This is a genomic window from Ruegeria sp. AN11 (assembly GCF_056536005.1).
Genome location: NZ_JBQFJD010000001.1, coordinates 2,920,162 through 2,946,237 on the forward strand (window position 1 = coordinate 2,920,162; position 26,076 = coordinate 2,946,237).

General features: G+C 59.1%; 26 protein-coding genes. 10 read left to right on the forward strand and 16 right to left on the reverse strand.

Annotated elements, in window-relative coordinates:
• Window positions 1-378: 378 nt before the first annotated feature.
• Genes ACR3EQ_RS14375 through dnaQ form a run of 4 tightly spaced genes read left to right on the forward strand, consistent with a single transcriptional unit; the run spans window position 379 to window position 3,113 of the window.
• On the forward strand, window positions 379-978 hold the full coding sequence (locus ACR3EQ_RS14375) for a Maf family protein (protein ID WP_480491013.1): 600 nt from the start codon (window positions 379-381) through the stop codon (window positions 976-978).
• Window positions 975-1,808 carry a shikimate dehydrogenase gene (locus ACR3EQ_RS14380; RefSeq protein WP_170612767.1) on the forward strand — a complete coding sequence of 278 codons (834 nt, stop codon included), beginning with the start codon at window positions 975-977 and terminating at the stop codon, window positions 1,806-1,808. Before ACR3EQ_RS14375 ends, ACR3EQ_RS14380 begins: the two co-directional genes overlap by 4 nt.
• Window positions 1,805-2,398, forward strand: coding sequence for a dephospho-CoA kinase (gene coaE / locus ACR3EQ_RS14385; RefSeq protein ID WP_170612769.1), 594 nt, complete (start codon window positions 1,805-1,807; stop codon window positions 2,396-2,398). The genes ACR3EQ_RS14380 and coaE overlap by 4 nt, the downstream gene beginning before the upstream one ends.
• Window positions 2,391-3,113: a DNA polymerase III subunit epsilon gene (dnaQ, locus tag ACR3EQ_RS14390; protein ID WP_170612771.1), complete on the forward strand. Its 723-nt coding sequence runs from the start codon at window positions 2,391-2,393 to the stop codon at window positions 3,111-3,113. The genes coaE and dnaQ overlap by 8 nt, the downstream gene beginning before the upstream one ends.
• Window positions 3,114-3,140: 27 nt before the next feature.
• Here dnaQ and secB read toward each other — a convergent pair whose 3' ends face one another.
• Window positions 3,141-3,638: a protein-export chaperone SecB gene (secB, locus tag ACR3EQ_RS14395; RefSeq protein WP_170612773.1), complete on the reverse strand. Its 498-nt coding sequence runs from the start codon at window positions 3,636-3,638 to the stop codon at window positions 3,141-3,143.
• A 54-nt stretch (window positions 3,639-3,692) separates the two neighbouring features.
• Window positions 3,693-4,193, reverse strand: coding sequence for an FxsA family protein (locus ACR3EQ_RS14400; RefSeq protein ID WP_170612775.1), 501 nt, complete (start codon window positions 4,191-4,193; stop codon window positions 3,693-3,695).
• A gap of 108 nt (window positions 4,194-4,301) precedes the next feature.
• Here ACR3EQ_RS14400 and ACR3EQ_RS14405 point away from each other — a divergent pair, with 108 nt between their 5' ends.
• The 3 genes from ACR3EQ_RS14405 to ACR3EQ_RS14415 are packed head-to-tail and all read left to right on the forward strand — an operon-like array spanning window position 4,302 to window position 6,582.
• Window positions 4,302-4,958 (forward strand): Tim44/TimA family putative adaptor protein, encoded by a 657-nt coding sequence (locus tag ACR3EQ_RS14405; RefSeq protein ID WP_170612777.1) that lies wholly within the window; start codon window positions 4,302-4,304, stop codon window positions 4,956-4,958.
• Complete coding sequence (gene mltA / locus ACR3EQ_RS14410) at window positions 4,955-5,995, forward strand: murein transglycosylase A (protein ID WP_170612779.1); 1,041 nt, start codon at window positions 4,955-4,957, stop codon at window positions 5,993-5,995. The genes ACR3EQ_RS14405 and mltA overlap by 4 nt, the downstream gene beginning before the upstream one ends.
• On the forward strand, window positions 5,995-6,582 hold the full coding sequence (locus ACR3EQ_RS14415; protein WP_170612781.1) for a Smr/MutS family protein: 588 nt from the start codon (window positions 5,995-5,997) through the stop codon (window positions 6,580-6,582). Before mltA ends, ACR3EQ_RS14415 begins: the two co-directional genes overlap by 1 nt.
• On the opposite strand, the gene ACR3EQ_RS14420 is transcribed toward ACR3EQ_RS14415, so the two are convergent.
• From ACR3EQ_RS14420 to hslU, 3 genes are all read right to left on the reverse strand, one after another.
• Window positions 6,579-7,799, reverse strand: coding sequence for an MFS transporter (locus tag ACR3EQ_RS14420; protein ID WP_480440962.1), 1,221 nt, complete (start codon window positions 7,797-7,799; stop codon window positions 6,579-6,581). The two genes, ACR3EQ_RS14415 and ACR3EQ_RS14420, sit on opposite strands and share 4 nt — an antisense overlap.
• Window positions 7,796-8,896, reverse strand: a complete 1,101-nt coding sequence (locus ACR3EQ_RS14425; RefSeq protein ID WP_170612783.1) for an alpha/beta fold hydrolase — start codon at window positions 8,894-8,896, stop codon at window positions 7,796-7,798. The genes ACR3EQ_RS14420 and ACR3EQ_RS14425 overlap by 4 nt, the downstream gene beginning before the upstream one ends.
• A 96-nt stretch (window positions 8,897-8,992) precedes the next feature.
• Window positions 8,993-10,300 carry an ATP-dependent protease ATPase subunit HslU gene (hslU, locus tag ACR3EQ_RS14430; RefSeq protein ID WP_170612785.1) on the reverse strand — a complete coding sequence of 436 codons (1,308 nt, stop codon included), beginning with the start codon at window positions 10,298-10,300 and terminating at the stop codon, window positions 8,993-8,995.
• 199 nt (window positions 10,301-10,499) lie between these two features.
• On the opposite strand from hslU, the gene ACR3EQ_RS14435 reads away from it, so the two are divergent.
• A complete protein-coding gene (locus tag ACR3EQ_RS14435; protein WP_170612787.1) occupies window positions 10,500-10,901 on the forward strand; it encodes a DM13 domain-containing protein in 402 nt (133 codons plus the stop codon).
• A 116-nt stretch (window positions 10,902-11,017) separates the two neighbouring features.
• Complete coding sequence (locus ACR3EQ_RS14440; RefSeq protein WP_170612789.1) at window positions 11,018-12,259, forward strand: MFS transporter; 1,242 nt, start codon at window positions 11,018-11,020, stop codon at window positions 12,257-12,259.
• Here ACR3EQ_RS14440 and hslV read toward each other — a convergent pair.
• The gene (hslV, locus tag ACR3EQ_RS14445) at window positions 12,251-12,808 is read right to left on the reverse strand and encodes an ATP-dependent protease subunit HslV (RefSeq protein ID WP_170612791.1); all 558 of its coding nucleotides are present in this window, start codon (window positions 12,806-12,808) and stop codon (window positions 12,251-12,253) included. The two genes, ACR3EQ_RS14440 and hslV, sit on opposite strands and share 9 nt — an antisense overlap.
• A gap of 199 nt (window positions 12,809-13,007) precedes the next feature.
• On the opposite strand from hslV, the gene ACR3EQ_RS14450 reads away from it, so the two are divergent.
• The gene (locus tag ACR3EQ_RS14450; RefSeq protein ID WP_170612793.1) at window positions 13,008-13,202 is read left to right on the forward strand and encodes a DUF1127 domain-containing protein; all 195 of its coding nucleotides are present in this window, start codon (window positions 13,008-13,010) and stop codon (window positions 13,200-13,202) included.
• Window positions 13,203-13,259: 57 nt separating this feature from the next.
• Here the strand turns inward: ACR3EQ_RS14450 and ACR3EQ_RS14455 are convergent, their stop codons facing one another.
• The 10 genes from ACR3EQ_RS14455 to regB all read right to left on the reverse strand — a co-directional run bounded on the left by ACR3EQ_RS14455 (window position 13,260) and on the right by regB (window position 26,065).
• The gene (locus tag ACR3EQ_RS14455) at window positions 13,260-13,622 is read right to left on the reverse strand and encodes a Lin0512 family protein (protein WP_170612795.1); all 363 of its coding nucleotides are present in this window, start codon (window positions 13,620-13,622) and stop codon (window positions 13,260-13,262) included.
• Entirely contained in the window at window positions 13,619-13,969 is a 351-nt protein-coding gene (locus ACR3EQ_RS14460) for a Lin0512 family protein (protein WP_480491017.1), read from the reverse strand. Before ACR3EQ_RS14460 ends, ACR3EQ_RS14455 begins: the two co-directional genes overlap by 4 nt.
• A gap of 269 nt (window positions 13,970-14,238) precedes the next feature.
• Window positions 14,239-14,559 carry a thioredoxin gene (gene trxA, locus ACR3EQ_RS14465; RefSeq protein ID WP_170612799.1) on the reverse strand — a complete coding sequence of 107 codons (321 nt, stop codon included), beginning with the start codon at window positions 14,557-14,559 and terminating at the stop codon, window positions 14,239-14,241.
• Between the two features lie 60 nt (window positions 14,560-14,619).
• Window positions 14,620-17,979 (reverse strand): double-strand break repair helicase AddA, encoded by a 3,360-nt coding sequence (addA, locus tag ACR3EQ_RS14470; protein ID WP_480491019.1) that lies wholly within the window; start codon window positions 17,977-17,979, stop codon window positions 14,620-14,622.
• Entirely contained in the window at window positions 17,976-20,903 is a 2,928-nt protein-coding gene (gene addB / locus ACR3EQ_RS14475; protein ID WP_480491021.1) for a double-strand break repair protein AddB, read from the reverse strand. Before addB ends, addA begins: the two co-directional genes overlap by 4 nt.
• Entirely contained in the window at window positions 20,896-21,582 is a 687-nt protein-coding gene (locus ACR3EQ_RS14480) for a nucleotidyltransferase family protein (RefSeq protein ID WP_170612805.1), read from the reverse strand. The genes addB and ACR3EQ_RS14480 overlap by 8 nt, the downstream gene beginning before the upstream one ends.
• Entirely contained in the window at window positions 21,579-22,583 is a 1,005-nt protein-coding gene (locus ACR3EQ_RS14485; protein WP_170619065.1) for a phosphotransferase, read from the reverse strand. Before ACR3EQ_RS14485 ends, ACR3EQ_RS14480 begins: the two co-directional genes overlap by 4 nt.
• Complete coding sequence (gene tsaE / locus ACR3EQ_RS14490) at window positions 22,580-23,053, reverse strand: tRNA (adenosine(37)-N6)-threonylcarbamoyltransferase complex ATPase subunit type 1 TsaE (RefSeq protein ID WP_170612809.1); 474 nt, start codon at window positions 23,051-23,053, stop codon at window positions 22,580-22,582. Before tsaE ends, ACR3EQ_RS14485 begins: the two co-directional genes overlap by 4 nt.
• Before the next feature lie 41 nt (window positions 23,054-23,094).
• The gene (locus ACR3EQ_RS14495) at window positions 23,095-24,603 is read right to left on the reverse strand and encodes a PAS-domain containing protein (RefSeq protein ID WP_480491023.1); all 1,509 of its coding nucleotides are present in this window, start codon (window positions 24,601-24,603) and stop codon (window positions 23,095-23,097) included.
• 64 nt (window positions 24,604-24,667) lie between these two features.
• Window positions 24,668-26,065 (reverse strand): sensor histidine kinase RegB, encoded by a 1,398-nt coding sequence (gene regB, locus ACR3EQ_RS14500; protein WP_170612813.1) that lies wholly within the window; start codon window positions 26,063-26,065, stop codon window positions 24,668-24,670.
• Between the last annotated feature and the right edge of the window lie 11 nt (window positions 26,066-26,076).

Genomic DNA, 26,076 nt, shown 5'->3' on the forward strand with positions numbered 1-26,076 from the left:
CTCCCTAATAAAAAAATAAGAAAAGAGAAAGGATGATGGTTTTGTAGGGCGAATAGAATCCGTGGATTACTTTTTTACCCTTCACTTTTCCCCAGGTGGATAGAGTTGACCGCGATGCCGATGATCTTGTTAGTGTAATAATTTATCAATTAAATTCATATGGTTAGTATACTATTCCGCGAACTTCACTGTGGATAACTCGATGACCAACTGGGGACATCGTGGTTTTCCCGATTTCCAAAGTTATTCTTGTCCTGCTTTGACAGTTTTCGGGCGACTCGGGGAAGATCCGCGCCGAAATCGCAGGGTTGCGTGTCAACCTGAAAACCATACAAAACGTCCCAGATCACTCAACGCTTTGCCCACGGGGTTTTCCACATGCCTGTCCCCATCATACTCGCTTCGGGCTCGGCCATCCGGGCACAACTTCTGGAGAACGCAGGTGTCCCGTTTTCCGTTCAGGTCGCGTGTGTAGATGAAGACAGCATGAAACGCGCGCTGCTGGCGGAAGAGGCATCACCGCGCGATATTGCTGATGCGCTGGCCGAAATGAAGGCGCGAAAAATCAGCGACAAGAATCCGGGGGCCATGGTTCTGGGATGCGATCAGGTTCTGGACTTCGAAGGCCGTTTGTTGTCCAAGCCGGAGACGCCTGAAGACGCACTGGCCCAGTTGAAGGCGATGCGGGGGAAACGGCACATGTTGCTGTCGGCTGCCGTCATTTATCAAAACGGGGAACCGATCTGGCGACATGTGGGGCAGGTCCGTCTGCGGATGCGGGCCAGTTCTGATGCCTATCTGAAGGATTATGTGGCGCGCAATTGGGACAGCATCCGATACGCCGTAGGTGCCTATAAGCTGGAAGAAGAAGGCGCGCGGCTGTTCGCCACCATTGACGGCGACTATTTTAACGTCTTGGGTATGCCCTTGTTGGAGTTGCTCAATTATCTGGCTGTAAAAGGGGTGATCGATCAATGACGGAACATCGTATTCCTCTGGCCGGGGTGATCGGGCACCCGGTGGCGCATTCCCGGTCGCCCAAGCTGCACGGTCATTGGCTACAGACCTATGGTCTGGCCGGGCATTATGTTCCCATGGATGTCACGCCCGCGGATCTGGAAACTGTTTTGCGGAGTTTGCCGAAAGCCGGGTTTGTGGGTGCGAATGTAACGGTTCCGCATAAAGAAGCCGCACTGCGTCTGGCCGATCATGTGTCTGACCGGGCTTCGGTCATCGGGGCAGCGAATACGCTTGTGTTTCGCGACGATGGCTCGATCCATGCCGATAACACAGACGGGTATGGCTTTATGGAGAACCTGCGCGCAGGCGCGTCCGACTGGAACCCGCAGGACGGGCCGGCCGTTGTCTTTGGTGCCGGTGGTGCAGCACGCGCCATTCTGTCCGCCCTGGCGGATGCTGGCGTCCCCGAGATTCTGCTGACCAACCGAACCCGCACTCGTGCCGATCATCTGAAAGAAGAGTTCGGCCAGCGCATTACCGTGATTGACTGGGTGCAGGCTGGAAATGTCATTGAAGAGGCCGAGCTAGTGGTGAACACAACCTCGCTGGGAATGCAGGGTCAGCCCGAATTGCGCGTGCCGCTGGATGGCTTGCAGCCCGGCACCGTGGTGAATGATCTGGTCTACGCCCCGCTGCGCACCCGATTGCTGCAACAGGCTGAAGAAGCCGGATGCACAACGGTGGACGGTCTGGGCATGCTGTTGCATCAGGCGGTTCCGGGGTTTGAGCGCTGGTTCGGAGTGCGCCCCGAGGTCACCGCAGAAACCCGCGCGGCGGCCCTGGCATGAGTTTTGCCCTTGGCCTGACCGGCTCGATCGGCATGGGCAAAAGCACGACGGCGCAGATGTTCGTGGCCGAAGGCTGCGGGCTGTGGGACGCGGACGCGGCAGTCCACCAGCTTTATTCCGCAGGTGGGGCGGCAGTTGCGCCGATGGCTGCTGTGTTTCCCGAGGCTGTCCTTGACGGCGCTGTCAGCCGGGATGCGTTGAAACGGATCATCACCTCTGATCCCTCCGTTCTGAAAACCATAGAGAGCATAGTGCACCCGCTGGTTGCTGCGGATCGAGCCAGGTTCCGGGAAACCGCGACCGAGGATATTCTGGTGTTCGACATTCCGCTTCTGTTCGAAACGGGCGGAAACGTCGCGATGGATGCCGTTGCCTGTGTCTCGATACCGGCCGAGGAACAAAAACGCCGCGTGATGGCCCGCGGAACAATTTCCGAAGCGCAATTCGAGCAAATTCGCGCCAAGCAGATGCCGAATGAAGAAAAATGTGCGCGGTCGGATTTCGTGATTGTCACCGATACGCTAGACCATGCGCGCGCGCAGGTGCAGGATGTGGTCAGGCAGATCAGGGCAGGACTGGCAAATGCGTGAGATCGTTCTCGACACCGAAACCACGGGCTTTGACCCCGAAAGCGGCGACCGGATCGTGGAAATTGGCGCGGTCGAGCTGTGGAATCACGTCGCGACGGGCGAAACCTATCATGTCTACATCAACCCCCAGCGCTCGATGCCGGAAGAGGCATTTGGTGTGCACGGGATCGGTCCGGATTTGCTGGATCCGCCCCGCCCGCCAGAAAAAGGCCAGGTGACGCTTAAGGACAAACCTGTATTCGCCAAGGTCGGCCAGGGATTCCGCGATTTTGTGGGCGATTCGCGATTGGTGATCCACAACGCATCCTTCGATATGAAATTCCTGAACGCCGAACTGGGCTGGATGGGCCTGGCCCCGATTCCGATGGATCAGGCGCTGGATACGCTGGCCATTGCACGAAAGCGGTTTCCGGGCTCGCCCGCTTCGCTGGATGCACTGTGCCGCAGGTTCGGCATCGACAACTCGAACCGTGTTCTGCATGGCGCTCTGCTCGACTCGGAGATTCTGGCGGAGGTGTATCTGGAACTGATCGGCGGGCGGCAACCCGATTTCGGCCTGTCGGCGTCTACCGCAAATGCCTCCGGCGGCAGCGAGGATTGGCGTCCGACGCCGCGCGCAACACCGCTTGCGCCGCGGATCACCGAAGATGAACGCGCCGCACATCAGGAGTTTGTGGAAAAACTGGGCGAAAACGCCCTTTGGACCCGCGCCTGAACCAATGTCCGGCGCGGGTCAGATTGATCAGGCTTCGGCCTTCTGGGCTTCGGCCTGGCGGCGCATCAACTCGTTACGGTAGAGGCCGACAAAGTCGATTGTGTCCAGGTTGACCGGCGGGAAACCACCGTCGCGGGTGATGTCGCTGACAACGCGGCGCAGGAACGGGAACAACATCCGCGGACATTCGATCATCAGGAACGGGTGCAATTGATCCTCGGGCACACCTTCCACGTGGAACAGTCCGCAATAGTCGATTTCGCACAGGAACAGGATGTCTTCCATGCCCTTGGCTTTCGAGGTGAGGTTCAGCTTGATCGAAACCTCGAACTGGTGGTCTGCCGGGCGCTTTTTCGCGTCCAGATTGACCTGTACGGCAATCTCGGGCTGCACATCGCCGGATACACCCTTTTGCGCCATCACGTTTTCAAAGGACATATCGCGGATGAATTGCCCCAGAACCCGCATCTGAACCTGCGGGGCGGTTTGTGACGCAGCGTTGTCTGCGGCTTTTTCTTCGGCCATGGATCTACTCCAAAATTGAATTTCGCCACTGCTTATCAAGTTGGGCGCGGCACCTCAATGCTCGTGCGGACCATCCACCCATTTCGACGGTTTTGTTGGTTCTTTGCGGGGGTGAACCTCGGTAAATTCGCCATCAATAACGTCATCCTGACCAAAGGGATCATTGCGCTGGTGAAATTGTGCACCGGTGCCCATCTGAAAATGCGTCACCGTTACTTTGGATTTCAGATACCGGAACACGGCAACCCTTAAGCCGGGGATAAGCAGCGCAAAGCCCACGGCATCGGTAAAAAAGCCGGGCGTCAGCAACAATACGCCTGACAGAATGATCATGGCGCCATGGGCCAGGGGTTCGGTCGGGTCGTCGAGAGCGTTGAATGTTCTCTGTAATTCACCCAGCGCCATGCGGCCTTGCGTCCGCACCAAAGCGGTGCCCAGAAAGGCTGTCAGGACAACGATTGCAAGTGTCGGCCAAAGTCCGATCAGACCGCCAACCTGAATGAACAGGGCAATCTCGATGATCGGCACCAACAGAAATGCCAGAAACAGATACATTTTCGTCATCCTTTCGCGTGTGCAGGGCAGTGGACTTGCCCTAAACTGTCACCTACATAGTGACATGAGGCCGCGTATACAAAGTCGCGGTTCTGAAAAGAGGATGAAATGAACGAACCCATGATCCAGCTGCTGGTCCTGGCCGGAATTGCCGTTTTCCTGATCCTGCGCCTGAAAAGCGTTCTGGGTACGCGTGAAGGTTTCGAAAAACCTCCTCTGCAGCAGCCCGGTTCCAACAAGGCACGCCGCGATTTTGAAGTGATCGACGGCGGCCCGGATCATGACATCACCGACCACGTTCCCGAAGACAGCGAGCAGGCCCAGACACTGGCGGCGATGAAACGGATCGAGCCCGGATTTTCCGTCACCGAATTCGTGCAGGGCGCGCGCGGCGCTTACGAGATGATCGTAATGGGGTTCGAAAAGGGTAACCTGGACGAAATCCAGCCTTTCCTGTCGGAAGAGGTCTTTGACACTTTCGTTTCCGTTGTGGCCGACCGCGAAGACCGGGGCTTGACCATCGAAGCCGAATTCATCGGTGTGCGTGAAACCGCGCTGGCCGATGCCCATTTCGACAAGGACACCAATCAGGCCGAGATCACCATGAAGTTTGTGGGTGAACTGACTTCGGTGGTGCGGGATCGTGGCGGGGACATCATCGAAGGTAGCCCCAACACGGTCAAACGCCAGAAGGACAGCTGGACCTTTGCTCGTGTCATGGGCTCGGATGATCCGAACTGGCTGCTTGTCGCCACGGACGCATGATTGCCACGCTCCGGTCGCTCTTACTGGTGGGCGCGATGACCGCCGCCAGCGCCGCCGGAGCCGAGGCGACGCGATCTATACTGTCATTCGACGATCTGGATGGCTGGGCCGCCGACGATCACGGGGCGGCCCTTTCGGTTTTTCTGAACACCTGCAACGATCTGAATGACCCGGACTGGCGGGCCTTGTGCGGCGTGGCCCAGACTTATTCCCCTGACGCAGCCCGGGCCTTCTTTGAACTGTTCTTTCGCCCTGTCCTTGTCGAAGACGGCAAGGAGGCTTTGTTCACCGGGTATTTCGAGCCGGAACTGGACGGGTCCAGAACCCGATCGGATCGGTTCAGATATCCGCTATATAAAATTCCGCCCGAGGCACGCGCTGCCGACAAATGGCTGAGCCGCCGCGAAATCCTGACGGGCGAGGCCATGGCGGGGCGCGGGCTTGAGATTGCGTGGGTCGACGATCCGGTTGAACTGTTCTTTCTTCAGATTCAGGGCTCGGGGCGAATTCGTCTGCCCGATGGCAGCGCCTTGCGCGTCGGATATGGCGGCGCGAACGGCCACCCCTATCGGTCGATCGGGGTCGAGCTAATCAGGCGCGGTGTTCTTGGCGCACACGAGGTCAGCGCCCAGATGATCCGGGCCTGGGTACGCAAGAACCCCGAGGCTGGTGCGGAACTGCTGTTTCACAACCCGTCCTATGTGTTCTTCCGCGAAGTCACACGGGTCGCTCCTGACCGGGGTCCGCTGGGTGCCATGAACCGATCGGTCACGACCATGCGCAGTATTGCGACGGACCCAGCCTATACGCCGTTGGGGGCACCAGTCTGGTTGGAAAAGGATGGGGCAAATCCGCTGCGCCGCTTGATGATCGCGCAGGACACTGGTGCGGCCATCAAGGGCGCGCAGCGCGCCGATATCTTTTTCGGAACCGGCGACACCGCCGGTCAGGCTGCAGGGAGGCTGAAGGATCCGGGCCGCATGGTTGTGTTGCTGCCAATTCAGCGCGCTTATGCCATGTCGCCGGATGAGTTCTGATGTCCCGCCGAAAGCTGACTGCAGAAGAGGTGGAATTGTGGCGAAAGGTCGCGAAACGGGCCGAGCGTTTGCACCCCGAGATTCCGCAGACGATCCACCCGACCGTTTTGCCGAAACCCAAGCCGAACCGGCAGCCAAAACCGCGATTTGACGAGTTTGAACTGGGGCAGAAAGCAACAACAAAGCCGGCGCAACATGCCCTGAAACCCGCAATTGGAGACAGTCTGCGGGCAAGTCCTGTGCAGATGGACACCAAGGCCTTTGCGCGAATGAAGCGCGGCAAGCTGAAGCCGGAAGGCAAGCTGGACCTGCACGGAATGCGCGTAGACACGGCACATCCGGCTCTGGTGCGGTTTGTTCTGACCGCGCAGGCATCAGGCAAGCGTCTAGTTCTGGTTGTCACCGGCAAAGGGAAAGACAGGGATGAGCCCGGACCGATCCCGACGCCGCGGGGTGTCCTGCGCAATCAGGTTCCGCAATGGCTGTCTTTGCCGCCACTGGCGCAGGCCGTCCTTCAGATAACACCCGCCCATATCAGCCACGGGGGCGACGGAGCCTATTACGTGTATCTGCGCCGAACGCGTTAAAGTGTGCGTGCGGCTTGTGTGATACCGATCCAAGTTACCCCGCAGACCAGAATGAAAAACCCTCCGATCCAGAGAAACTGGGTCGCAAGCGGAATGCCGGTATCAATCAGAATGCCCGTCAGTCCGGGGCCGATGGCCGACCCAAGCACCATGATCGCTGTTGCCAGTGCCTTGATCGCACCGATGTGGCGCGTTCCGTAAAACTCGGCCCAGAATGCGCTGGGCAGCGTGCTGTTGGCCCCGACGGTCAGCGCCAGAAGGACCAGACCGGTCAGGGCGCCTCCAATCGAACCGGTGAAGGACAGAACAAGAAACCCCAGCGCTATGGGCAACTGGTAAAACGGCATTATGCGCGTCGTACCCCATTTGTCCAACGCCCAGCCCGCCGCAAACATAGACAGCACGCCGACTGCGGTGAAGACCGGGAACAGGGCCACCAGTTCGATATGAAGCCAGCCTTTGACCTCGGCCAGATGAACCTGATGAAAAAAGAAGGCCGTGATGAAGGCGGACGGACCCAACAATGCAGGTGCCATGAACCAGAACAGCGGATGCAAAAGCGCGTCCCGGCGGGTCCAGTGGCGGCCCTGCATGCCGGTGGCGGTATATTCACTGGCCAGACTTTGAGGTGTTCGTTCCTGGCGTAGCAGTCGGATCAGGATCGGTATTCCGAACGCAGAGACGGCAGCGCAAACCAACCACAGTGTTCGCCAGTCGAAATGGGCCATTGCGGCGACAAAGATCAGGGGCAAAAGCGCTTCGCCGATGGAAAACCCGACCGAGGCGATGGCAAGCGCCCTGCCCCGCGTTGCGGTAAACCATCGCGCCATGGCGACCAGCGCCAGATGGGTGCTCATCCCCTGTCCAAACAGGCGGAGAAGGAAAACGACCAATGGCAGCAGAACAACCAACTCGTTCAGCGCCATCGCCGCTGTCGCAACCGCCAGCCCCGTCAGAACCGCCGGGCCCAGCGCCCGCACGCGAAAAATATCGGTTAGCCCTCCGGCCCAGACCATCACCACCGCAGACATCAGGGTACCCAGCGAATAGAGGCTTCCCCATGCACCGTGACTCAGGCCGAATTCGGACCGGATCTGGCCCGAGAAGATCGAGATAAAGAAGGTCTGTCCGAAACTCGACAGAAAGGTCAGCAGCGCCCCCGCGCTCAGCCAGCTTGCGTTCTGGACAAGATACCGACGCAGGCCGCCCGGGTTCACGGAGTCGTAACCTCGGCCTGCCCTGTTTCTGTCAGGACTATTTCGGTTGCACCGTCCGGGTTCCGCTGGCTTGGCGGGACAAGGATGTCGATAGCCGGCCTATCTTCCGGCCCGAACGTGTTGTTGACACGTCTGAGCGAGCTGAGGATCGCCAGCAACGCCGGAGAGGTCGCGGCCACGAAATGCGATGATTCCGCATCGCTGTTGAATGCGGTGGTGTCGATCACGCTGATCGGAAATTCTTCAAGACTGTCGATCGAGCTGATGTTGCCCAACCGCTCACCCTCATCCGTTCCGCGCAAACGGGCCGAGATGTTCAGAATCCTGTCCTTTTGCGAAACCATGACGAGAAACGGATCCGGCGGGGACTTGATCCGCTCCATCTGCGAGCGGAACAGATCCACGTCCAGATCCGGTGAAATCAGAACCACGCCTTCCAGGTTCCTCTTGGCCCAGCCCGGTTCCTGCAACTCGGCCTGACGCATCATCTCCATTGTCAGGGCGCTTCCCATGGAATGCGCGACCAGAATGACCCGCTTGACCCCCATTGATTTCAAAGAGCGAATGGTCTGTTCCAGCCCGTCACGGGCGAACAGCATGCTGTCCAGATCATAGGCATAGCCAATGCCTGTCGCACGGCTGGGCCATGAATAGACCAGAGTGTTTCCGGGCAGGCCGATATCGTGGGACAGTTGTGCGGCCCGAAACAAGGTCTCGGTCTGGGTCGAGTTGTATCCGTGCACAAAAATTGTGACGTCTTCTTTGCCGCGCAAATGGGTTTTCAGGTCCTGCGGCCCATCCAGTTCGGTGACGTTCGCCAACACGAACTCTTTCTTCGGATTTGGGTTGGCGTAGGAGAACTTCAGGGTTCCCGGGGTGTGATTTGGCGGAATCGACACCGTGGTTTCCAGGTAGCGCAAGGATTCGCCGCGACGGAACCCATATGATCCATTCGCCTCTTTGGCGCGGGTCGTGGTTGCCAGAATCGTTTTGGGCGTGCCGACAACCGCAGCCGAAGGCACGATTTCAGACACCGTCCTGTCGACACAGGCGCTGAGTGAAAGACAGGCAAGCAGCAGGATCAGATGGCGCAACACGGACAATCCCCGGATCAGGTTTGCGCCAAGCTATCGAATTCTCGCCCCACGTCCAGCGGCGCGGGGTAGAAGAAAGGCAAAATCCGGCTGAGCGTGTTACAAAACGTAACGGCTGAGATCGGTGGATTTGGTCAGTTCACCCAGATTGCTGCTGACAAATTCCGCGTCGACCGTGATTTCCGTTCCGGCCTTGTCGGGGGCGGCGAAAGACAATTCTTCGAACACGCGTTCCATCACGGTGTACAGCCGCCGCGCACCGATGTTTTCGACGCTCTGGTTCACATCCGCCGCAATGCGGGCAAGCGCCGCGATGCCATCTTCGCTGAACCGGACAGTGACATCCTCGGTCCCCATCAGCGCGGTATACTGAAGGGTCAGGGCGTTGTCGGTTTCAGTCAGGATGCGCACAAAGTCTTCTTCCGTCAGGGCGCGCAGTTCGACCCTGATCGGCAGACGCCCCTGAAGTTCCGGCAACAGGTCCGAGGGCTTGGCGATGTGGAACGCCCCGGAGGCGATAAACAGGATGTGGTCTGTTTTGACGGGGCCATGCTTGGTGGATACGGTTGTGCCTTCGATCAAAGGCAAGAGGTCCCGCTGAACCCCTTCCCGGCTGACATCAGCGCCGCGTGCGTCAGAGCGGGCGCAAACCTTGTCGATCTCATCCAGAAATACGATGCCGTTCTGTTCGACGGATTCCAGCGCCACGCGGTTGACGGTTTCATCATCCAGCAGCTTGTCGGCCTCTTCCCCGATCAGAGCGTCATAGCTTTCTGCGACAGTCATCTTGCGTTTGACCGTGCGCCCGCCAAAGGCCTTGCCGAAGATGTCTCCCAGGTTCATCATCCCCATCTGGCTGCCGGGTTGGCCGGGAATGTCGAACATCGGCATCGGGCTCGAGGTGTCCGAGAGTTCCAGCTCGATCACCGTATCGTCCAGCTCACCGGATTTTAGTTTTTTGCGAAACATCTCGCGCGTGCCTTCGCGGGCGTCTTCCCCGGCTATGGCGGCGATGACCCGGTCCTCGGCGGCCTGATGGGCGCGCGCCTTGACGTCCTCCCGCATGAATTCGCGGGTTTGCAGGATGGCGGCGTCCGCCAGATCCCGCACGATCTGTTCTACGTCGCGCCCGACATAGCCAACCTCGGTGAACTTGGTGGCTTCGACCTTGATGAAAGGCGCGCGGGCCAGTTTGGCCAGACGACGGCTGATCTCGGTCTTGCCGACGCCGGTGGGGCCGATCATCAGGATGTTCTTCGGATAGACCTCGTCCCGGATGTCGTCAGGCAACTGCTTGCGCCGCCAGCGGTTTCGCAGCGCGACGGCAACCGCGCGTTTGGCATCCTTCTGGCCAATGATGAAGCGGTCCAGTTCCGAGACAATCTCGCGCGGGGTCAGGTCGGTCATATGCACTCAATCCGTTTGTTTCGAAGCGGAACCTAATCATAAGGCGCGAAAACACAAGCCGATCACGAAAACATCACGCCAACACACGGCGCGCACACAGAAATTCGTCCCGAAGTGATTGGAGTATGCGGCGAGGCCTGCGGCATAACGGACAACATCGGGCAAACCAGTCCGTGTCTACCAATGGAGAAAACTCATCATGATGACTCGTCGCTCGCTCTTTGTGAAAGCCGCTGCAGCCGGCGCGGTACTGACATTGACCAGTGCCAATGTCGCCTTGGCTGGCGGTGCCAAAAAGAAAGGCACGTTCGAGGGCCGTTCGAAGCACATCACCTCGGGTTCGGTGAAGCTGGTCAAGAATGGAGACCGCTACATTGTCGAACTGGGCGACGATTTCTCGCTGGATGGCGGGCCCGACCCGCGTGTCGCTTTCGGCAAGGACGGATCATATGATCCTGACAGCAAGCTGGGTGCGCTGCTGAACCTGACCGGCAAACAATCCTATGCCGTTCCGCCGACCATGGACGTTTCCGGCTACAACGAAGTTTACATCTGGTGTGAGGTCGCGGGCGTGCCGTTGGGCGTGGCGTCACTGAACTGATCCGCACGCGATCAGGACTGCCGGGGGCCGGGTAAAATCCGGCCTTTTGCATGGTGTTAGGTGTCAGGACACCTGTCTGCTACACTCACCCCATTTGAAGAAACGGGGCGGGTTGCATGACGAAGATTGCCAAAATCACTTTGTTGTTTGTTGTATTTGTAGATCTGATCGGACAGGGACTGGTCTTTCCCATCATCAACTCGCTGATCATGGAGACGAAGTCCGGGTTTCTGCCGGAAAATACGCCGGTCGGTCGGCGGCATTTCTACTATGGTCTGGTGATTGGCTGCTTTTTCCTGTCCTGGTTTCTGGGCGTTGTCTACGTGTCCAAAGTCTCGGATTCGATCGGGCGCAAGAACGCATTGCTGGTTTGTTTGAGCGGAGCGCTAGCGGGGTACGCCATCACCATCGCAGCGCTTTACCTCAACAGTTTGCTGCTTCTGATTGCCGGCCGGTCGATCACCGGCTTTACTGCCGGAAACCAGCCCATTGCACAGGCGGCAATGATTGATGGCAGTACGGATGCGGCGGATCGGGACCGCAACATGGGCTATATCGTGACCGGAGTCAGCTTTGGTTTGGTGGGCGGCCCGATTATTGGTGCGGTTCTTTCGGATGCTGCTCTGTTGGGTGGTGCGGCCACACTCAAAACGCCGTTCTATGGAGCCTTCGTTCTGGTGTTGATCGCGATTTTCCTGGTGCTGTTCTATTTCAAGGACACAAGAACCGAACGCACGGCGTTTGTTTTCCGTCCCCGTGACGTCACCGACAGCCTGATTGCAGTCCGCGGGCATCCCATGGTGCTGAAGATCCTGCCGGTCTATTCGTTCTTCATGATTGCCAACGTCACGTTCTATGTGTTCGTGGATAATTTCCTGACCAGCGCTTTCGGCTACGGCGTGATTGGCGGCAGTATGGCGATGGTGGTTATCGGCTTCGCGCTGGCGTTCTCAAGCACGTTCCTTGTGAAACCAGCACAGGAGAGATTCAGCAAACACAGCATTATCTACACATCGCTTGTGGTCATGATCATCTGCGGCATTGCCTTTGCGTTCAGCCCAAGCGGTGTATTCAGCTATGTGCCAGTGTTCTTCTTCTACTTCCTGTTCGGCGTGGCCTATCCGACCATGCTGGGCCTATTCTCTTCATCGGTCAGCGAAACGGATCAGGGCTGGGTCATGGGCGTGACCACCGCAGTATTCTGCCTGGCCGGAGGGATCATGTCGCTGGTTGGCGGCGGCTTGATGAGCATCGACATCCGCGTGCCCTATTACATCGTGGTCATTGCTGCGATACTGGGCCTGATCGGAATGCACCGCCGCTGGAAGGGGAAAGAGATCTCAGCCCTGTTAGCCTGAGATCGTTTCAACAGTCAGCTTGCCGTTGGTGTACACACAAATGTCCGCCGCAATCGCCATGGATTGCCGGGCGATGTCTTCCGCCGACTTGTCGCTGTCCATCATCGCGCGCGCAGCGGCCAGAGCGAAATTTCCGCCTGATCCAATGGCTGCCACGTTGTGTTCAGGCTCAAGCACATCCCCTGCCCCGGTGATCACGAACAGATCCTTGCCGTCGGTGACAATCAGCATCGCCTCGAGCTTTTGCAGATATTTGTCTGTCCGCCAGTCCTTGGCAAGCTCGACCGAGGCGCGCGCCAGCTGGCCCGGCGTCGCCTCAAGCTTGGTCTCCAGCCGCTCGAGCAGGGTAAAGGCATCTGCGGTGGAACCGGCAAAGCCTGCAACAATCTCGAACCCGCCGGGCGACAGACGACGCACCTTGCGGGCCGTTCCCTTGATCACGGTCTGCCCCAGGCTGACCTGCCCGTCACCGGCAATGACAACCTTTCCGCCCTTTTTGACGCCGATGATCGTTGTGCCGTGCCATCCGGGAAAGTCGCTGTCCGCCATGAAAGTCTCCGTTTGTTGTCCGGGCTCATATATGGGCTGCGCTGATGTTATGCGCAACCGCTTCCCGAAGTGCCTAATTGATATGCACAAAATGCATTGCGGGTTTACCAGACCAGCATTTGTGAGTCCGTGCCGGGCATACTAGATGAGGATCACAACCGACAACGGGTCGGCTGTTTCTGTTAGAAGGAATGCGCAAATGGCAACCACCGCAAACATCCATGCGCCGCTCGGAGCAGCTACCATCCTGCACGTAGTGGACGCATTCACCGGAGCTTTCGAAGCTGCCGCACAGTGGAACGAATCCCGCAAGACCCGCAAGGCGCTGTCAGTTCTGTCCGACGCCCAGCTGGATGATATCGGCCTGACCCGCGCCGACATCAAAAACCTCTGATTTCAAGGCAAGTCAGACCATGAGATGAGCCGCTCGACCGAGCGGCTTTTTTCTTTTTCAGGTCTGCACGAACTTTCCCGACTGATCCGGCAAAAAGGCCTCGATGGCGGCGGTCGCAACAACATGCCGGGTGCCGGCGTCGCTGTCTTCGATATCCAGTCCGCCCTTGACGGCGCGCACCTGCGCCCGCCCCCGGGGCAGATCGGCGGCGACCAGATCGCAATCCACCAGATCTGGGTTCTGAACGCCGATTGTCACCTGGACCCGCATTTCCGAGTGATCGATACCCAGCTTCGAAAACAGCGTGATCGAAGAATGATGCAACGCGTCCTGAACCGCCCGGCGCGCAGCCTTGGTGTAATCCTGACCGTACAGGTCATTTCCGGTTCCCATTTCCAGAATGATGCGTTTTTCGGTCATTGCGCAGGCTCCATATCGAAGGAAACGATGATGGCCGCGTTGGCGATGACCGTGCAGCCATCGGAATTCGGTTTGTCGATGTCCAGACCGCCATGTATCACCGTGATATTGGGCTGCCCGTAAGGGAACACGTCTTTCAGAATCTGGGTGTCGACTTTGTCCGGCTGCTGCACACCGATTTGCGCATCGATGATCATTGCTTGCTTTGGGAAATCAAACAGCTCGGCCATATTGACGGAGTTGTGCCGCAATGCATCCTTGATGGCCCGCAACGCAGCCTCGGTATAGTCCTCGCGCCGCAAAGACGTCCCCATGCCGAATTCAACCAGAACCCGAGTTTTTGCCATATTTGACGACCCTCCTGTCAGACTTTTGGCCAGGGCACCCTGAAAACCGGATGCGCTAACGCATTGAAATACGCCCTTTCAGGTAAGGACAAGTGATGCCGGTTCTGTGCAATGGCCCTTTGGTGACAGTTGCGGGGCATCGGTCAAATATCCAGTCGTGCGATGTCGGGCAGTCCAGGAAGCGCTGACAATATCGCAGCCCCTCCTGACCAGATGGCCAAAAAAAACGCCCCGCGGAAACGGGGCGTCTTCTGCCGAAATTCACAGGGTCAGATGGATTCGTCGATCCAGCTTTGCAGCGCCGCCTTCGGTGCCGCACCAGCGCGGTTGGATACCACCTGACCGTCCTTGAAAATGAACAGGGCCGGAATACCACGCACGCCCATGGCGGCGGCAGCGTTCGGGTTGCTGTCCACGTCAACTTTGGCAATTTTTACCTTGCCGCCATATTCTGCAGCCAGTTCTTCCAGGGCCGGACCGATCTGCTTGCAGGGTCCGCACCATTCTGCCCAGAAATCCACTACAACGGGGATATCCGAATTCTTGACTTCGGCGTCAAAGGTCTCGTCAGTAACGGCAACGGTCGACATATTCTGTCTCCTGAATGGGGTAAACTCGGGCTGAGAACGTAGGGGCCGATGCAGGCAACGTCAAGATACGCGGGCGCGGGTCAGAGCATCTGTCACAAGATCGTGTGGCAGCCACATGAGCCGGGCGGTCCGGGTCCAAAGGATCGCGGTACGGATGGTGCGCCCGGGATAAATCTGCGACAGCGCGCAGGCATAGGCGCCCATTTGGCGCAACAGGCCTTCGGGGCATTGCTCTGCAGTGTAAGGGACAGTGAAATTCGATTTGAAATCAATCGCCTGAACTTCGGCTTCCGTCACGATCAGGCGGTCAATGACACCGTGCATCCGTTGGCCGTTCAATTCGCCCGAGATCGGAACTTCGGCCAATGTATCTGGCGCAAACACCAAGGATAGCCGGTCGCAGGTCAGCACGCGCGTTGCCTCTGCCATCAGCTCCAGCCTCTCCGCTTCGTGCATATCAGGCAAAAGGCGGGCGCAAAGCTGAGCCCAGCGTTCCTGAGAAACGGATGGAAGGTGTTCGAACAGCATATGCAATTGCGTTCCGCGCAGCTTGGCGGCGTCTTCGTCCAGACCAGCATCACCGGGTAAAGCCTTGGCACCGCCCAGATCAGAAGGGCTTATTGTCTCCGCTGTTTTGGGTGCTTCCCCGGCGGGCTGCAGAAACATCTGCGGCAAGTCCGTTGTGCTTGCCGCGTACTGCTCCTGTTCCGTCAGAGCCAGTCCGTCCCAGTCGCCATGCGCCAACCTGAGTGTGTCTGTTCCCGGCAGCCGGGTGGCGCCCGCCTGTTCCATTGCGCCCTTGACCATCTGATACCAACTGCCATCCGTCGGCCCCACATCGCCGGCCGCAGCCACTATCAGCCACTTTTCAGCCCGAGTCAGAGCCACATAGAGCAATCTCAGCCGTTCGTTTTCTTCCCGTTCCCGAGCCGTGTTTCGCGCCTGCGAGATCAGCACAGGCGAGGCGTCCGAGGGGACTTTCCACAAGGGCAAATCATCCGAGACCATGATCTCGGCATCGCGTGGCGGCTGTCGCTTGCCGGTGTCCGGCAGGATCACGATTGGGGCTTCCAGCCCTTTTGAGCCATGAACGGTCATAACGCGGATCATATTGCCCACACCGCTCATCTGGCGCTTGATTTCCAGATCGTCGGTCTGCATCCAGACCAGAAATCCGGTCAGGCTGGGAATATCCGTCCGCTCATAGGCCAGCGCCTGCGACAACAGCGCGTTGATACCGTCCTCGGCTTCGGCCCCCAGACGGCCCAGCAGTTTGCGCCGTCCGTCATGGCGCGTAAGGATACGCTCGATCAGGTCAAAGGGGCGCAGAAAGTCGATCTGAGCCCGAAGATCGTTCAAAACGGCACAGGTTTCGGGAAACTCATCTGCCCGCCTGCGAAGCGCTGCCCACAGAAACTCCTCGGACCGGCGGTGCGCCAGATCAAAAAGCTGCTGTTCCGACCATCCAAACAACGGGGATTTCAGAACCGTGGCCAGTGACAGGCTGTCTTCGGGCGTGGCCAAAAAACTCAGCAACGCGGCAAGGTCCCTGACCGCCAGTTCCGCCCCGACCTTCAGCCGATCTGCTCCGGCGATGGGCAAGCCCTGTGCCTTGCAGGCGCGGATAATTTCGGCAAACAGGTCCGAGCGGCGCTGCACCAGGATCAGGAAATCGCCCGGTTCAATCCGTCGACGTACAAAGCTGCCTGGGTCTTCGCCATCTTCCGGAATGGTTTCACCACTTTCGATCATGCCCTTGATCGAATGTGCCACCTGTTCCGCCAGAATGACTGTGTGATGGCGTGCGCCGGGCCGGTCGACCGGATCGGTCCAGTCGCCGTCCTCTTCATCCTCGACCTTTTCCACGACCGGCCACAGATCGACGCGACCGGGAAGATCTGTCTTGAAGGCGCGGTGCAGCGAGTCCTTGTGAAACCCTGCATCTGTCTTGTTTTTAAACAGGATATCGACCAGCGTCAGAATGGCGCTGGAGGACCGGAACGAGAATTCAAGTGTGGAATCCCACAGTTTAGAGCCTGATTCCTGGAGTTTTCGCCCAAATTCTGCCTGCATCCGGTCAAAGGCCTGCGGGTCGGCGCCCTGAAAGGAATAGATCGACTGTTTCTTGTCACCGACTACAAAAATCGTACGTTCGACCCCGGACCGGGCCCCTTCCCCGCTGGTGAATTCCTGTGCCAGTTTTTCAACCACATCCCATTGATCCGGGCTTGTGTCCTGTGCCTCGTCCACAAGGATATGGTCGATGCCGCCATCCAATCGATACAACACCCATTCCGCCACGGCAGGATCGTTCAGCACTTGGCGCGCGCGCAGGATCAGGTCATCAAAGTCCAGCCACCCGCGCAATTGCTTGCGTCTTTCGTACTCCGGCAGAAACGCGGCTGCGAAACGATGCAGAACCCGCGATTTCTGCGCCGCCGTCAATGCCAGCCGCTTTTCCCGCGCGGCTTCGACACGCAGCATCAGCGCCTCAAGCTGTGGCATCCGGTCCGCAAGGGCGCCCTCGCGCAGAGCCTTGGTCGGGAAGCTGTTGATTTTGGCGGTAAAGGGCTCCTTTGCGCCTTTTCCCGTCACCAAAACGGATTCCAGTAGCGGCAAATGCCCAATCCGCGCCTCGGTGAATCCTGTAAGCTTGGCCGCCGCCTTGGCATTGTTGCCGCCGCTTTCGGTCAACGCAGGCAGTAGTGACTGGATCAGCTCGACCTCACCGCCCAGAAAGACGCTGCGCGACAGGGCGTCGTCGTCGAAACCAGGCGGCAGGTCAAAGCGTTTCAGCAGCGCGTCCCAATCCAGAGGATGAGAAAACAGGTGCCTCTTTTGCGTGATGGCGGCCGTCAACTTGTCGAAACCGGTATCCGTGACAAACCGGGCAATATCTTCGACCAACCCGGATTGTGGATCTTCGGCAAAGTCTTCGATGATTTCTTCCCGCAAAAGGGCGGCTGCGCGGTCTTCCATTTCGGCAAACTGGGGGCTGACGCCAGCCTCCAGCGGGAATCGCCGCAGAAGCGATGCGCAGAATGAGTGGATCGTCTGTATCTTCAACCCGCCAGGTGTTTCGATGGCACGCGCGAACAGGGTTCTGGCCTGCGCCAGCCGCCCGGGGTCAATGATGCCCGGAACCCCCAGTTCGGTCAGTTGCGCCAACAACTGCGAATCGCCCAACATCGCCCATTCGCCAAGGCGTTTGAACAACCGGTTCTGCATCTCGCTGGCGGCGGCCTTGGTGTAGGTCAGGCACAGGATATGCTGCGGCTGCACGCCGCCTAGCAGCAACCGGGCCACCCGGTCGGTCAGAACCCGTGTCTTGCCGGACCCCGCGTTGGCGGCAAGCCAGGTCGAGGCATCGGGTCGCGCGGCCTGCACCTGCCGTTCGGTTGCATCGTTGCAGGCTTTCATGTCAGGTCCTCGGGCGCTGTTTCGTCAGTGCGATCCCATTCCCCGAACCGCGCCAGATGATCATAGTCGCCAATATCCGTGTCCTTGTGCAGCATCCGACGCGACGAGAAGCCCTGATCAGGCTCTAAATAAGCGGAAATGAGCTCTTTCAGCTCGGCCAGAACTTTGTCGGCAGGTTCCTTGGCCAGCGGCGCGGGCACCTCTTTGTAGGTGCCGCCCATACCGATGAACACCGCCTCGGCCACTGGCAAGGGGTCGAATCCTTCGATGCCGCCCTGCTCGGCCATTGCGGCCTCGATGAGAAGCTGTTTGTCGAATTTGGCCTGTTGGCTTTCGGTCGGCGGCACACCGGTTTTGTAGTCGATGATGCGCAGGGCGCCGCGGCTGTTGCGATCAATCCTGTCGGCGCGCCCGGCGATCGTGAAGTCCAGCGGTGCAAGAACCAGCTTCATTGCCGTTTCGAAGGCCACTGGTCCGCCATCGCTTCGCCTCCCGGTTTCGGCAAGCAGGAACGCATCGGCGATCCTTTCCAGACGCGCCAGCCATAGTTTTCGCGCAGTCGCCCACGCGACTTGCCGGTCCAGCAACGCCGCTGCGCGTTTGAGGAAATTCTCGCGCGTCAGCAAGGCGGAATCCAGAACACTGTCTTCGATGAAATTCTCCAGGATTTCGTGAATGACAATGCCGCGCAACAACGCGTCCGGAGCCTGTACGAGTGGATCCAGCGGCCTCAGCCGCAGCACGTGTTTGGCGTATATGGCATAAGGATCGCGGATCAGCCGCTTGATTTCGGTGACGCTAAAACGGCGCGGACGTGCGGCAACCGGGGGGCGTGGCGAGGGGCGATGCGCAGAAGCGATATCGGGCGCGTGTTCCAGCGCTTCGCTCCAACGCAGATAGCTTTGGCCGCGCGCCCGCATTTCGGACAGGGCATCGGGCCCACCCTGATCCGGCAGGCCCTGCAACAGGTTGGTCAGGCGGTTCAGCCAGCGCGACGGGACGGTTTCCGCGTCATCCGACCGGGTTGCCCGGGTCAGCCACACTTCGGGCGCGCCGACGGCCTGCTGGAAATCATGGGCTGACAGTCCAATGCGACGCTCGGGCAGCAGCAGATCGGCCTGACTACGCATTTGCCGGTTTAACCACGGATCAGGGGCGGCGGCCTCGGGCCAGCTGCCTTCGTTCAACCCGCCAAGGATCAGCAGGTCAGCGCCTTGCACGCGTGCCTCCAGGGTGCCCCAGATCATGATATGAGGGTGCGGCGCGTCCCGGTCGCGCACCTCTTCCGTTGCCAGCAACGCGCCCAGAAGATCGGCGAAATCATGGGCGTTCATTTGGCCGCCATATGGGGCCTCGTTCTCCAGCGCGGTCAAAACGGACAAGGCCTTTTGGCCAGCGTTCTTGTCCCATAATGTGCCTGGGTCGCCCTTACTGCCCGCAGAAATCGCTTCGGCAAGTGCGCGCAGGTTTTCCACCCATTCCGCCAACGGACGCTCACCTGCAACCACCTGATCGCAGAAATGAGTGGTGACCCAGCGCACCCAGTCGTCCGAAACATCCTTGCGGATCGCAAATGCACTCAGGCTGGTACTGTCGGGGAACGGCGGGCCGTACCGCCGCAGATCCAGTTCCAGATCGCGGGTATGAAGCAAATGCGCCCCTCGCTCGGCGCCATCATGACACAGCGGGTGTTTGAGCAGGGTCAGGAGGGCCTCACCTTCAAGTCGTCGGACGAACAATCCGGCAACGTGGCGCAGAAAACGGCCGGGCGGCGACAGTTGCAGGGGCAGGCCGGCGCTGTCATCCGGCAGGATGTTCCAGCGGTCCAGCGCGGCACTGACCTGACGGGTCAGCATTCGGTCAGGTGTGATCAGGGCGGCGGTCTGGCCGGTTTCCGCCGCCTCGCGCAACCGCAGCGCGATGGCCAATGCTTCGCCCCGGGGGGATGCGGCCTCGACAAGGGTCAAATCCTGTGTTGCACCGGCCAGATCGGTCAGTCGCGGGCCCTCTGTCATCCACGCGTCGGTGATGGGTGCCGGGCGTAATGCCAGTGAAATCAGCTTGTTGCGCGCGGGTGAGGGTGGCTGGTCGGCGGTCCAACTGGTGATTTGGCCGGGTGTCAAACCCAGCAGGGTCATCAGCTTTCGAAACCGAAACTGGGGGTGATCTTCCGAGGTCAGCGCCTCATCCAGTCCTTCCCAGACTTCATTCGGTTGATCGAAATCGAAGCCCGGAAGGATCAGCGCGCCTTGTGGCAGCCTTGCGACGGCTTCCATCAGCATCAGGGTCGTGCCACGCGATCCGGTTGACCCGGCAAGAATGATGGGGTGTTCGGGCGGGTCGTTCCGCCAGCGGTCAATCAGGTTATTGACGACGCGCCGTTGCCGTGCCTGCGCGTCCAGGGTGTCTTCGCCGGTGTTGATGAATCGATCGGCGATGCCAAAGAATTGCTGTGCGCGGGCCCAATGGCCGGACATGTCGCTGACATCCAGTTGCCGGATGGCGTCGGGCGAAACGCCTTCGCCCTGCATTTCGTCGATCAGGCTGGCCAGACTGTCCGCCAGATCGAAGATGGAAGACCTTGCCGCCAGATCGGGTTGTTGGTCCAGCAGTTTCGCCACCAGCTGGGTCAGTTCCAGTCGCCGACGCAGCGCTGGAATGGCCGGAGGCACCTGCGCCAGATCAACCGATTCCCCCAGATCTGTCACCAGCGAGATTCTTGGCAACAGGCAGGGCGGTCCCTGATCGAACAAGTCCCTCACGCGGCGGGCCATGCGGCGGGTATTCACCACCAGTTGCACCCGCGCCAGCGCTTCGGGCGGAAGATCCGCACTGCGCGCCCTTAACCCCTGCACCAGAACTTTTGGAAAGTCTGCCCCGGGCGGAACCGCAAAAACACGGGGCAGGATGCCGGGTTCAAACATTGTCCAGCAACCCTTCGGCCATTGCGATGCCTTCGGGGCGGCCAACGTCGCACCAGCGACCAGGATAGGTCAGGGCGAACAGACGATCCTGCTGTTGCATCTGATCCCACAACAGGTTCAGCGAAAAGGCCGGTTGCTGAAACCCGTGCAAACCGTCCGTTCGAAGGATCTGAGCACCCCCATATACCAGCCCTCCGCCGCGCGTGATGCGTCCTGTTTCGTCTGCCGCAAAATCGCCCGATCCAGAATGTCCGATTGTCTGCGCGATCGGAATACACATCAAAAGAGCGTCCATTCGGTCAGGGTCCCATGCTGCGCGCAGCAATGTCAGCGGGTTCGGCCCCGACCAGATTGCATCGGTGTTCAGAGTAAAGACCGGATCAGACCCTAACAAAGGCAAAGCCGCCCGCAATCCGCCACCGGTTTCCAGTATTTCTGGCGATTCCCGCGACAATAATACCCCCCGAGGAGCCAGGTGCGCCGCGAGCTGATCCGCATGATAGTGCAGATTGGCAACGACACGCTGAGGGCCAAGATCGTTAACCAGATCCAGTGCGTGATCGATCAGCGGTTTGCCGGCAACTTCGATCAGCGGTTTGGGCCGGTCTTTGGTCAATGCCCCCATACGGGTACCAAACCCGGCGGCGAACAGCATGACAGCTTCGGGCGGTCGGGTCATTGCGGTCTTAGCCTGGCCAGGTTTTCGGGTGTCGGCGCGGGCAGGGATTCGCGCACCAGATCAGCCACTGATACCAGCGCCGGGTGCTCGAGGTCCCGCATCAGATGCGACCACGTGGCCGGGATCAGATCGACATAGTGCGGTTTGCCATATTCGGTCGCCAGACGCGCGAACCCGCCCACAATGCGCAGGTTCCGCTGTGCCCCCAGAACGCTGTACGCGGTGCGGAAATCGTGATCATCCATTCCGGTTGCGGCGATGTACCGGTTGACCATGCGCATTTCGGTACCCGGCGAGACTGAACGGCGCACATCCTGCAACAGCGACATCAGATCGTAGGCGGGATGGCCCAGCATGGCGGTCTGGAAATCCAGCAAACCCACTTTGTGCAAACCGTCCCGATCGGGCATCCAGATCAGATTTTCTGCATGATAATCCCGCAACACAACAACTTTCGCGCCCGAAGTTTCGCGGTGCAGGATATCCTGGAACCGGCGTTCAAACAGGTCGCGTGCGTCTTCGTCATGCGAACCCAGAATACCTTGTGCATATTTGGTAAAGGACAACGCGGCCAGCTCGGTCATCAGCGAAGGCCCGTACGACGGCAAAGACAGTGTCGGCGCGTTGTGAAGATGGATCAGAACGTCGGTTGCGGCCTCATACAAGGCAAGTTCCTGTTTGGGGTTCTTTTCCAGAACACGGGCAAACAGATCGTCGCCCAGATCCTCGAGCAGCAGAAATCCGAATTCCATGTCTTCGGCATAGATTTCGGGTGCGTTCAGACCGTTTGACCGCAGATATTCCGCGACACGCACGAATTGCGCGACATCCTCGGCCTTGTCCGGCGGGGCGTCCATGAATACGGCCGTGCGCCCGGTATCCGGGTCTGTCAGGCGCTCATAACGGCGATTGGACGCATCACCTGCCAATGCTGCGCGTGAGGCGTTCGCCCAGGGTGTTTGCTCAATCAGTGCTTTGGCCAGCACTGCGCGGTTGGTCATGCAGCGGTCTCCAGTTTGGGTGCCCATTTCGGGTCGGACCAGGACAGGGTCAGGTGTCTTGTGTCGGGTAAATCAGGGTCGGTGCGAAATTTCAACGCAAGGGCCGCGTCAGGCATAAGCGGACCCAGTTTCTCGGGCCATTCGATCAGGCAGATTGCAGTGTCGAATGCCTCGGTCAGGCCCAGCTCCTCGATCTCTTCCACGGCACTTAACCGGTACAGATCGCAATGCCAGATTTCTCCGGCCGGGGTGTCATAGGCCTGAACCAGCGTGAAAGTCGGCGAGGGTACGTCTTCGGGTACATCCATCAAGGACTGGATCAGACTGCGGGCAAAATGAGTCTTGCCGCCGCCAATCTCACCTTCCAGCAACAGGGTGTCGCCCGGCGCCAAGCCGGCTGCGACCCGGGTTGCGAAGCCCGCAGTTTCTTCCGGCGAATTCAAGGTGATCGAGAGTGGGGTTCGTGTCATGGCGCCACAATGAACCTGCGCCCGTTCGGCTGCAACCCGGTTCAGGCGCTGATCTGTTGTCGCACCATAGGCTTGCTGACGGTTTTCCCGTCCGCAAAGCGCACGATGGTTGCGCCATTCTGCATCGGACTGACGGTGCAAAGGATGTGCGTTCCGTCGCGCATGAACAGCTCGCCGGACCATTCGGCCCGATTGTCTCGCATTTCAACAAAATCACGGATCTCGCCCAGCAAGGGCGTTGCAGCACAGCGTTGTTGCCATCGCCGTGTGACCTCAAGAACCGATTCCGGTTCGAATCCGGTCTGGCCTGTGTCCTGCCACAACACGCGATAGGCATCATTCGTGCAGGCCAGCGTCCCGTCATCGGCAAACACCGCAATTGCATCTGCGAGCTTGTCCAGGATCGATTGCATCAGGTCCATTTCCGAACGGAACCTTCGGGTCAACGTGATTTCCGCGGTGATATCCTCGAACAGAAACGCAACCGCCCCGTCAGGATGAGGCCGCCCGCTGACCAAATAGACGGACCCGGAGGGCAGAGACCATGTTTCCTGATAATTCCCGTCCTCGGCGGCTTCCAGAAGATCATTCATCTGGCGGCGCCAGCTGCGGTAATTCTTGGGTTCGGGCATCATGTGTTGATCGCGCAGTCGGTCAAAGAAACTTGACAGGCTGGGGCGGCAACTCAGGAAATCCGGGGGCAGGGTGGTCAGGTCGATCAGGGCCGGATTGAACAGGGCCAGTTGCCGGTTGCGGTCGAAGATGACCAGACCGATGGACAGCTGGGCAAAGGTCTTGGTCATCGTCTGAACGAATTTGCGCTGCGTGTTTTCGGCGGCGACAATGGCGTTTATGTCAACGGCATAGCACAGCCGCCCTTCGGCGTGATCGACCAGCGTCAGATCGAACCAAAGTTTGCTGTCACTTTCTTTGACGTCTGCAGAAACCCGGATCCTGGTATTCAGGCGCATATCATCGGCCAGCGTTTGAAACAGAGGGTCTGTTAAATCGGCGTCCTGTCCGCGCACTTTTCGAACCAGTGAAACATAGGCTGCGTTGCACCACCGGACGCTGGCCTGATGATCCAGCAGCCAAACCGGATAGGGGGCCTGATCCATGGCAAGTCGGATCGGGTCATTGGCGTCGCGTCTTACATGGGTGGGGGCATTGCACTGTTCCCGCAACTGAACCCGCACAACGCCGTCGATCCATTCACACACCACCTCGCGCCCGACCGTGCAATCGATCGCCGGGACCACCAGCGTCCCGGCGCTTCGGACGCAATCCGGCGTTTCGGGAAAGGTTGGGAAATCCCGATGCAGCAACCGGCGCAGATCGCCCCACTCGGCGACTTTGTCGAACCCTGTCAAAGCGATGTCCGAGTGGCTGATCAGGCGACTTTCGTCAAACAGGAAGACGGTGTCGAACAAAGACGAAGGCGAAGCCAGCCCGAAACTGGCATCGTATTGCGCCTTGCGGGGCAACAGCCACTGCACCGCGAAACAGGATGAAACCAGACTGATTGCGACAAGGATGATCCAGTCGGCCATATGATCTCCGACACCAGTAAAGTTGGGCCGGACTATGGTCTTGATTGGTTAACGGTTTCTTAACTCACACCTCGATCGGCTGGTTGAGCCCGGACGGTACCGGCGTATCCCCGGTCTGCGCGTCAATCAGGTTGCGCGGCCACGATACTTTGACGATGGCACCCCGCCGTTCGGGATTGTCGGTCAGCGACTGGTAGGGGTCGGAACCGTTGGCAAATTCCAGCTCCGCACCGCTGCGCTCAAGCAGGGTTTTCGCGATGAACAGACCCAGGCCCATCCCTTCGTATTCCGGGCGGGTCCGCTGATCGGTTTCGGTCCTGCGCCGCCGCATGAACGGATCACCGATGCGTCCGATCATCTGCGAGGGGTATCCGCGCCCGTCATCCATGATGTTGACGGTAATCCTGTCTTCGGTCCACTCGGCCTCGACCCAGACATTGGCGCGGGCGAAATCCACGGCGTTCTGAATCAGGTTGCGCAATCCGTGGATGATCTCGGGTTTGCGCAGGATCGAGGGCTGCTGGACATCGCCGCCCTGCGCCGGACCTTCGGCAAAATGCACTTGTTTGCCCCGGTTGATATGCGGCTCTGCCGCTTCAAAAGTGACGGTTGAAAGCGGCGCTTGGCGCAGATGCAGGTCGTCTTTGCCTGCCCGACCCATATTGCGCAGAATATCGCGGCACCGGTTGGCCTGTTCGCGGATCAGGGCCGCGTCTTCTTTGAGATCAGGCCTGTCGTCCAGCTCTTCAAAAAGCTCGGAACTGGTCAGTTTGATTGTGGCAAGCGGCGTACCCAGTTCATGTGCCGCAGCAGCCACGACACCCCCCAGATCCGTCAGTTTTTGTTCACGCGCCAGGGCCATATGCGTGGCCGAAAGCGCCTCGGACATGGACTGCACCTCGGAACTGACCCGGTGCGAATACGCGCCAAGAAAAACGATGGCGATCACGATCGCCGCCCAGTTGCCGAACAGCAGGATATCGGGGATTCGTAATTCGAGCCCCAGATTGGTGCGCAAGGGTAGATGAAACTCGGCCAGCAGCGTGGTCAGGACGATTGCCACGGCCCCGACAATCAGGGTGGAACGGGTACTCATAACGCTGGCCGAGATCGTCACCGGGCCGACCAGCAGCAAGGCGAACGGGTTGTTCAGCCCACCGGTCAGGTACAACAGGAAGGCCAGCTGCAGCAGATCGAACAGCACCATCAGAAAGTTCTCAAACTCTGACAGGCGTTTGCTGCGGGGAAACAGAAGAATTGCGGTCAGGTTGCCCATGACCGAAACGCCTATGGCCAGGTAGCACAAACCGGCCTCGAGCTGCACATGATAGGTTTGCTGCGCCACGGTGATTGCCGTGATCTGCCCGACGATGGCGACCCAGCGCAACAGGATCAGGGTGCGCAACCGGATCCAGCTGCTGCGTTCCTGACCATGCCAAAATGTGATGTTGGAATCTGCCATGGGTCAATTAT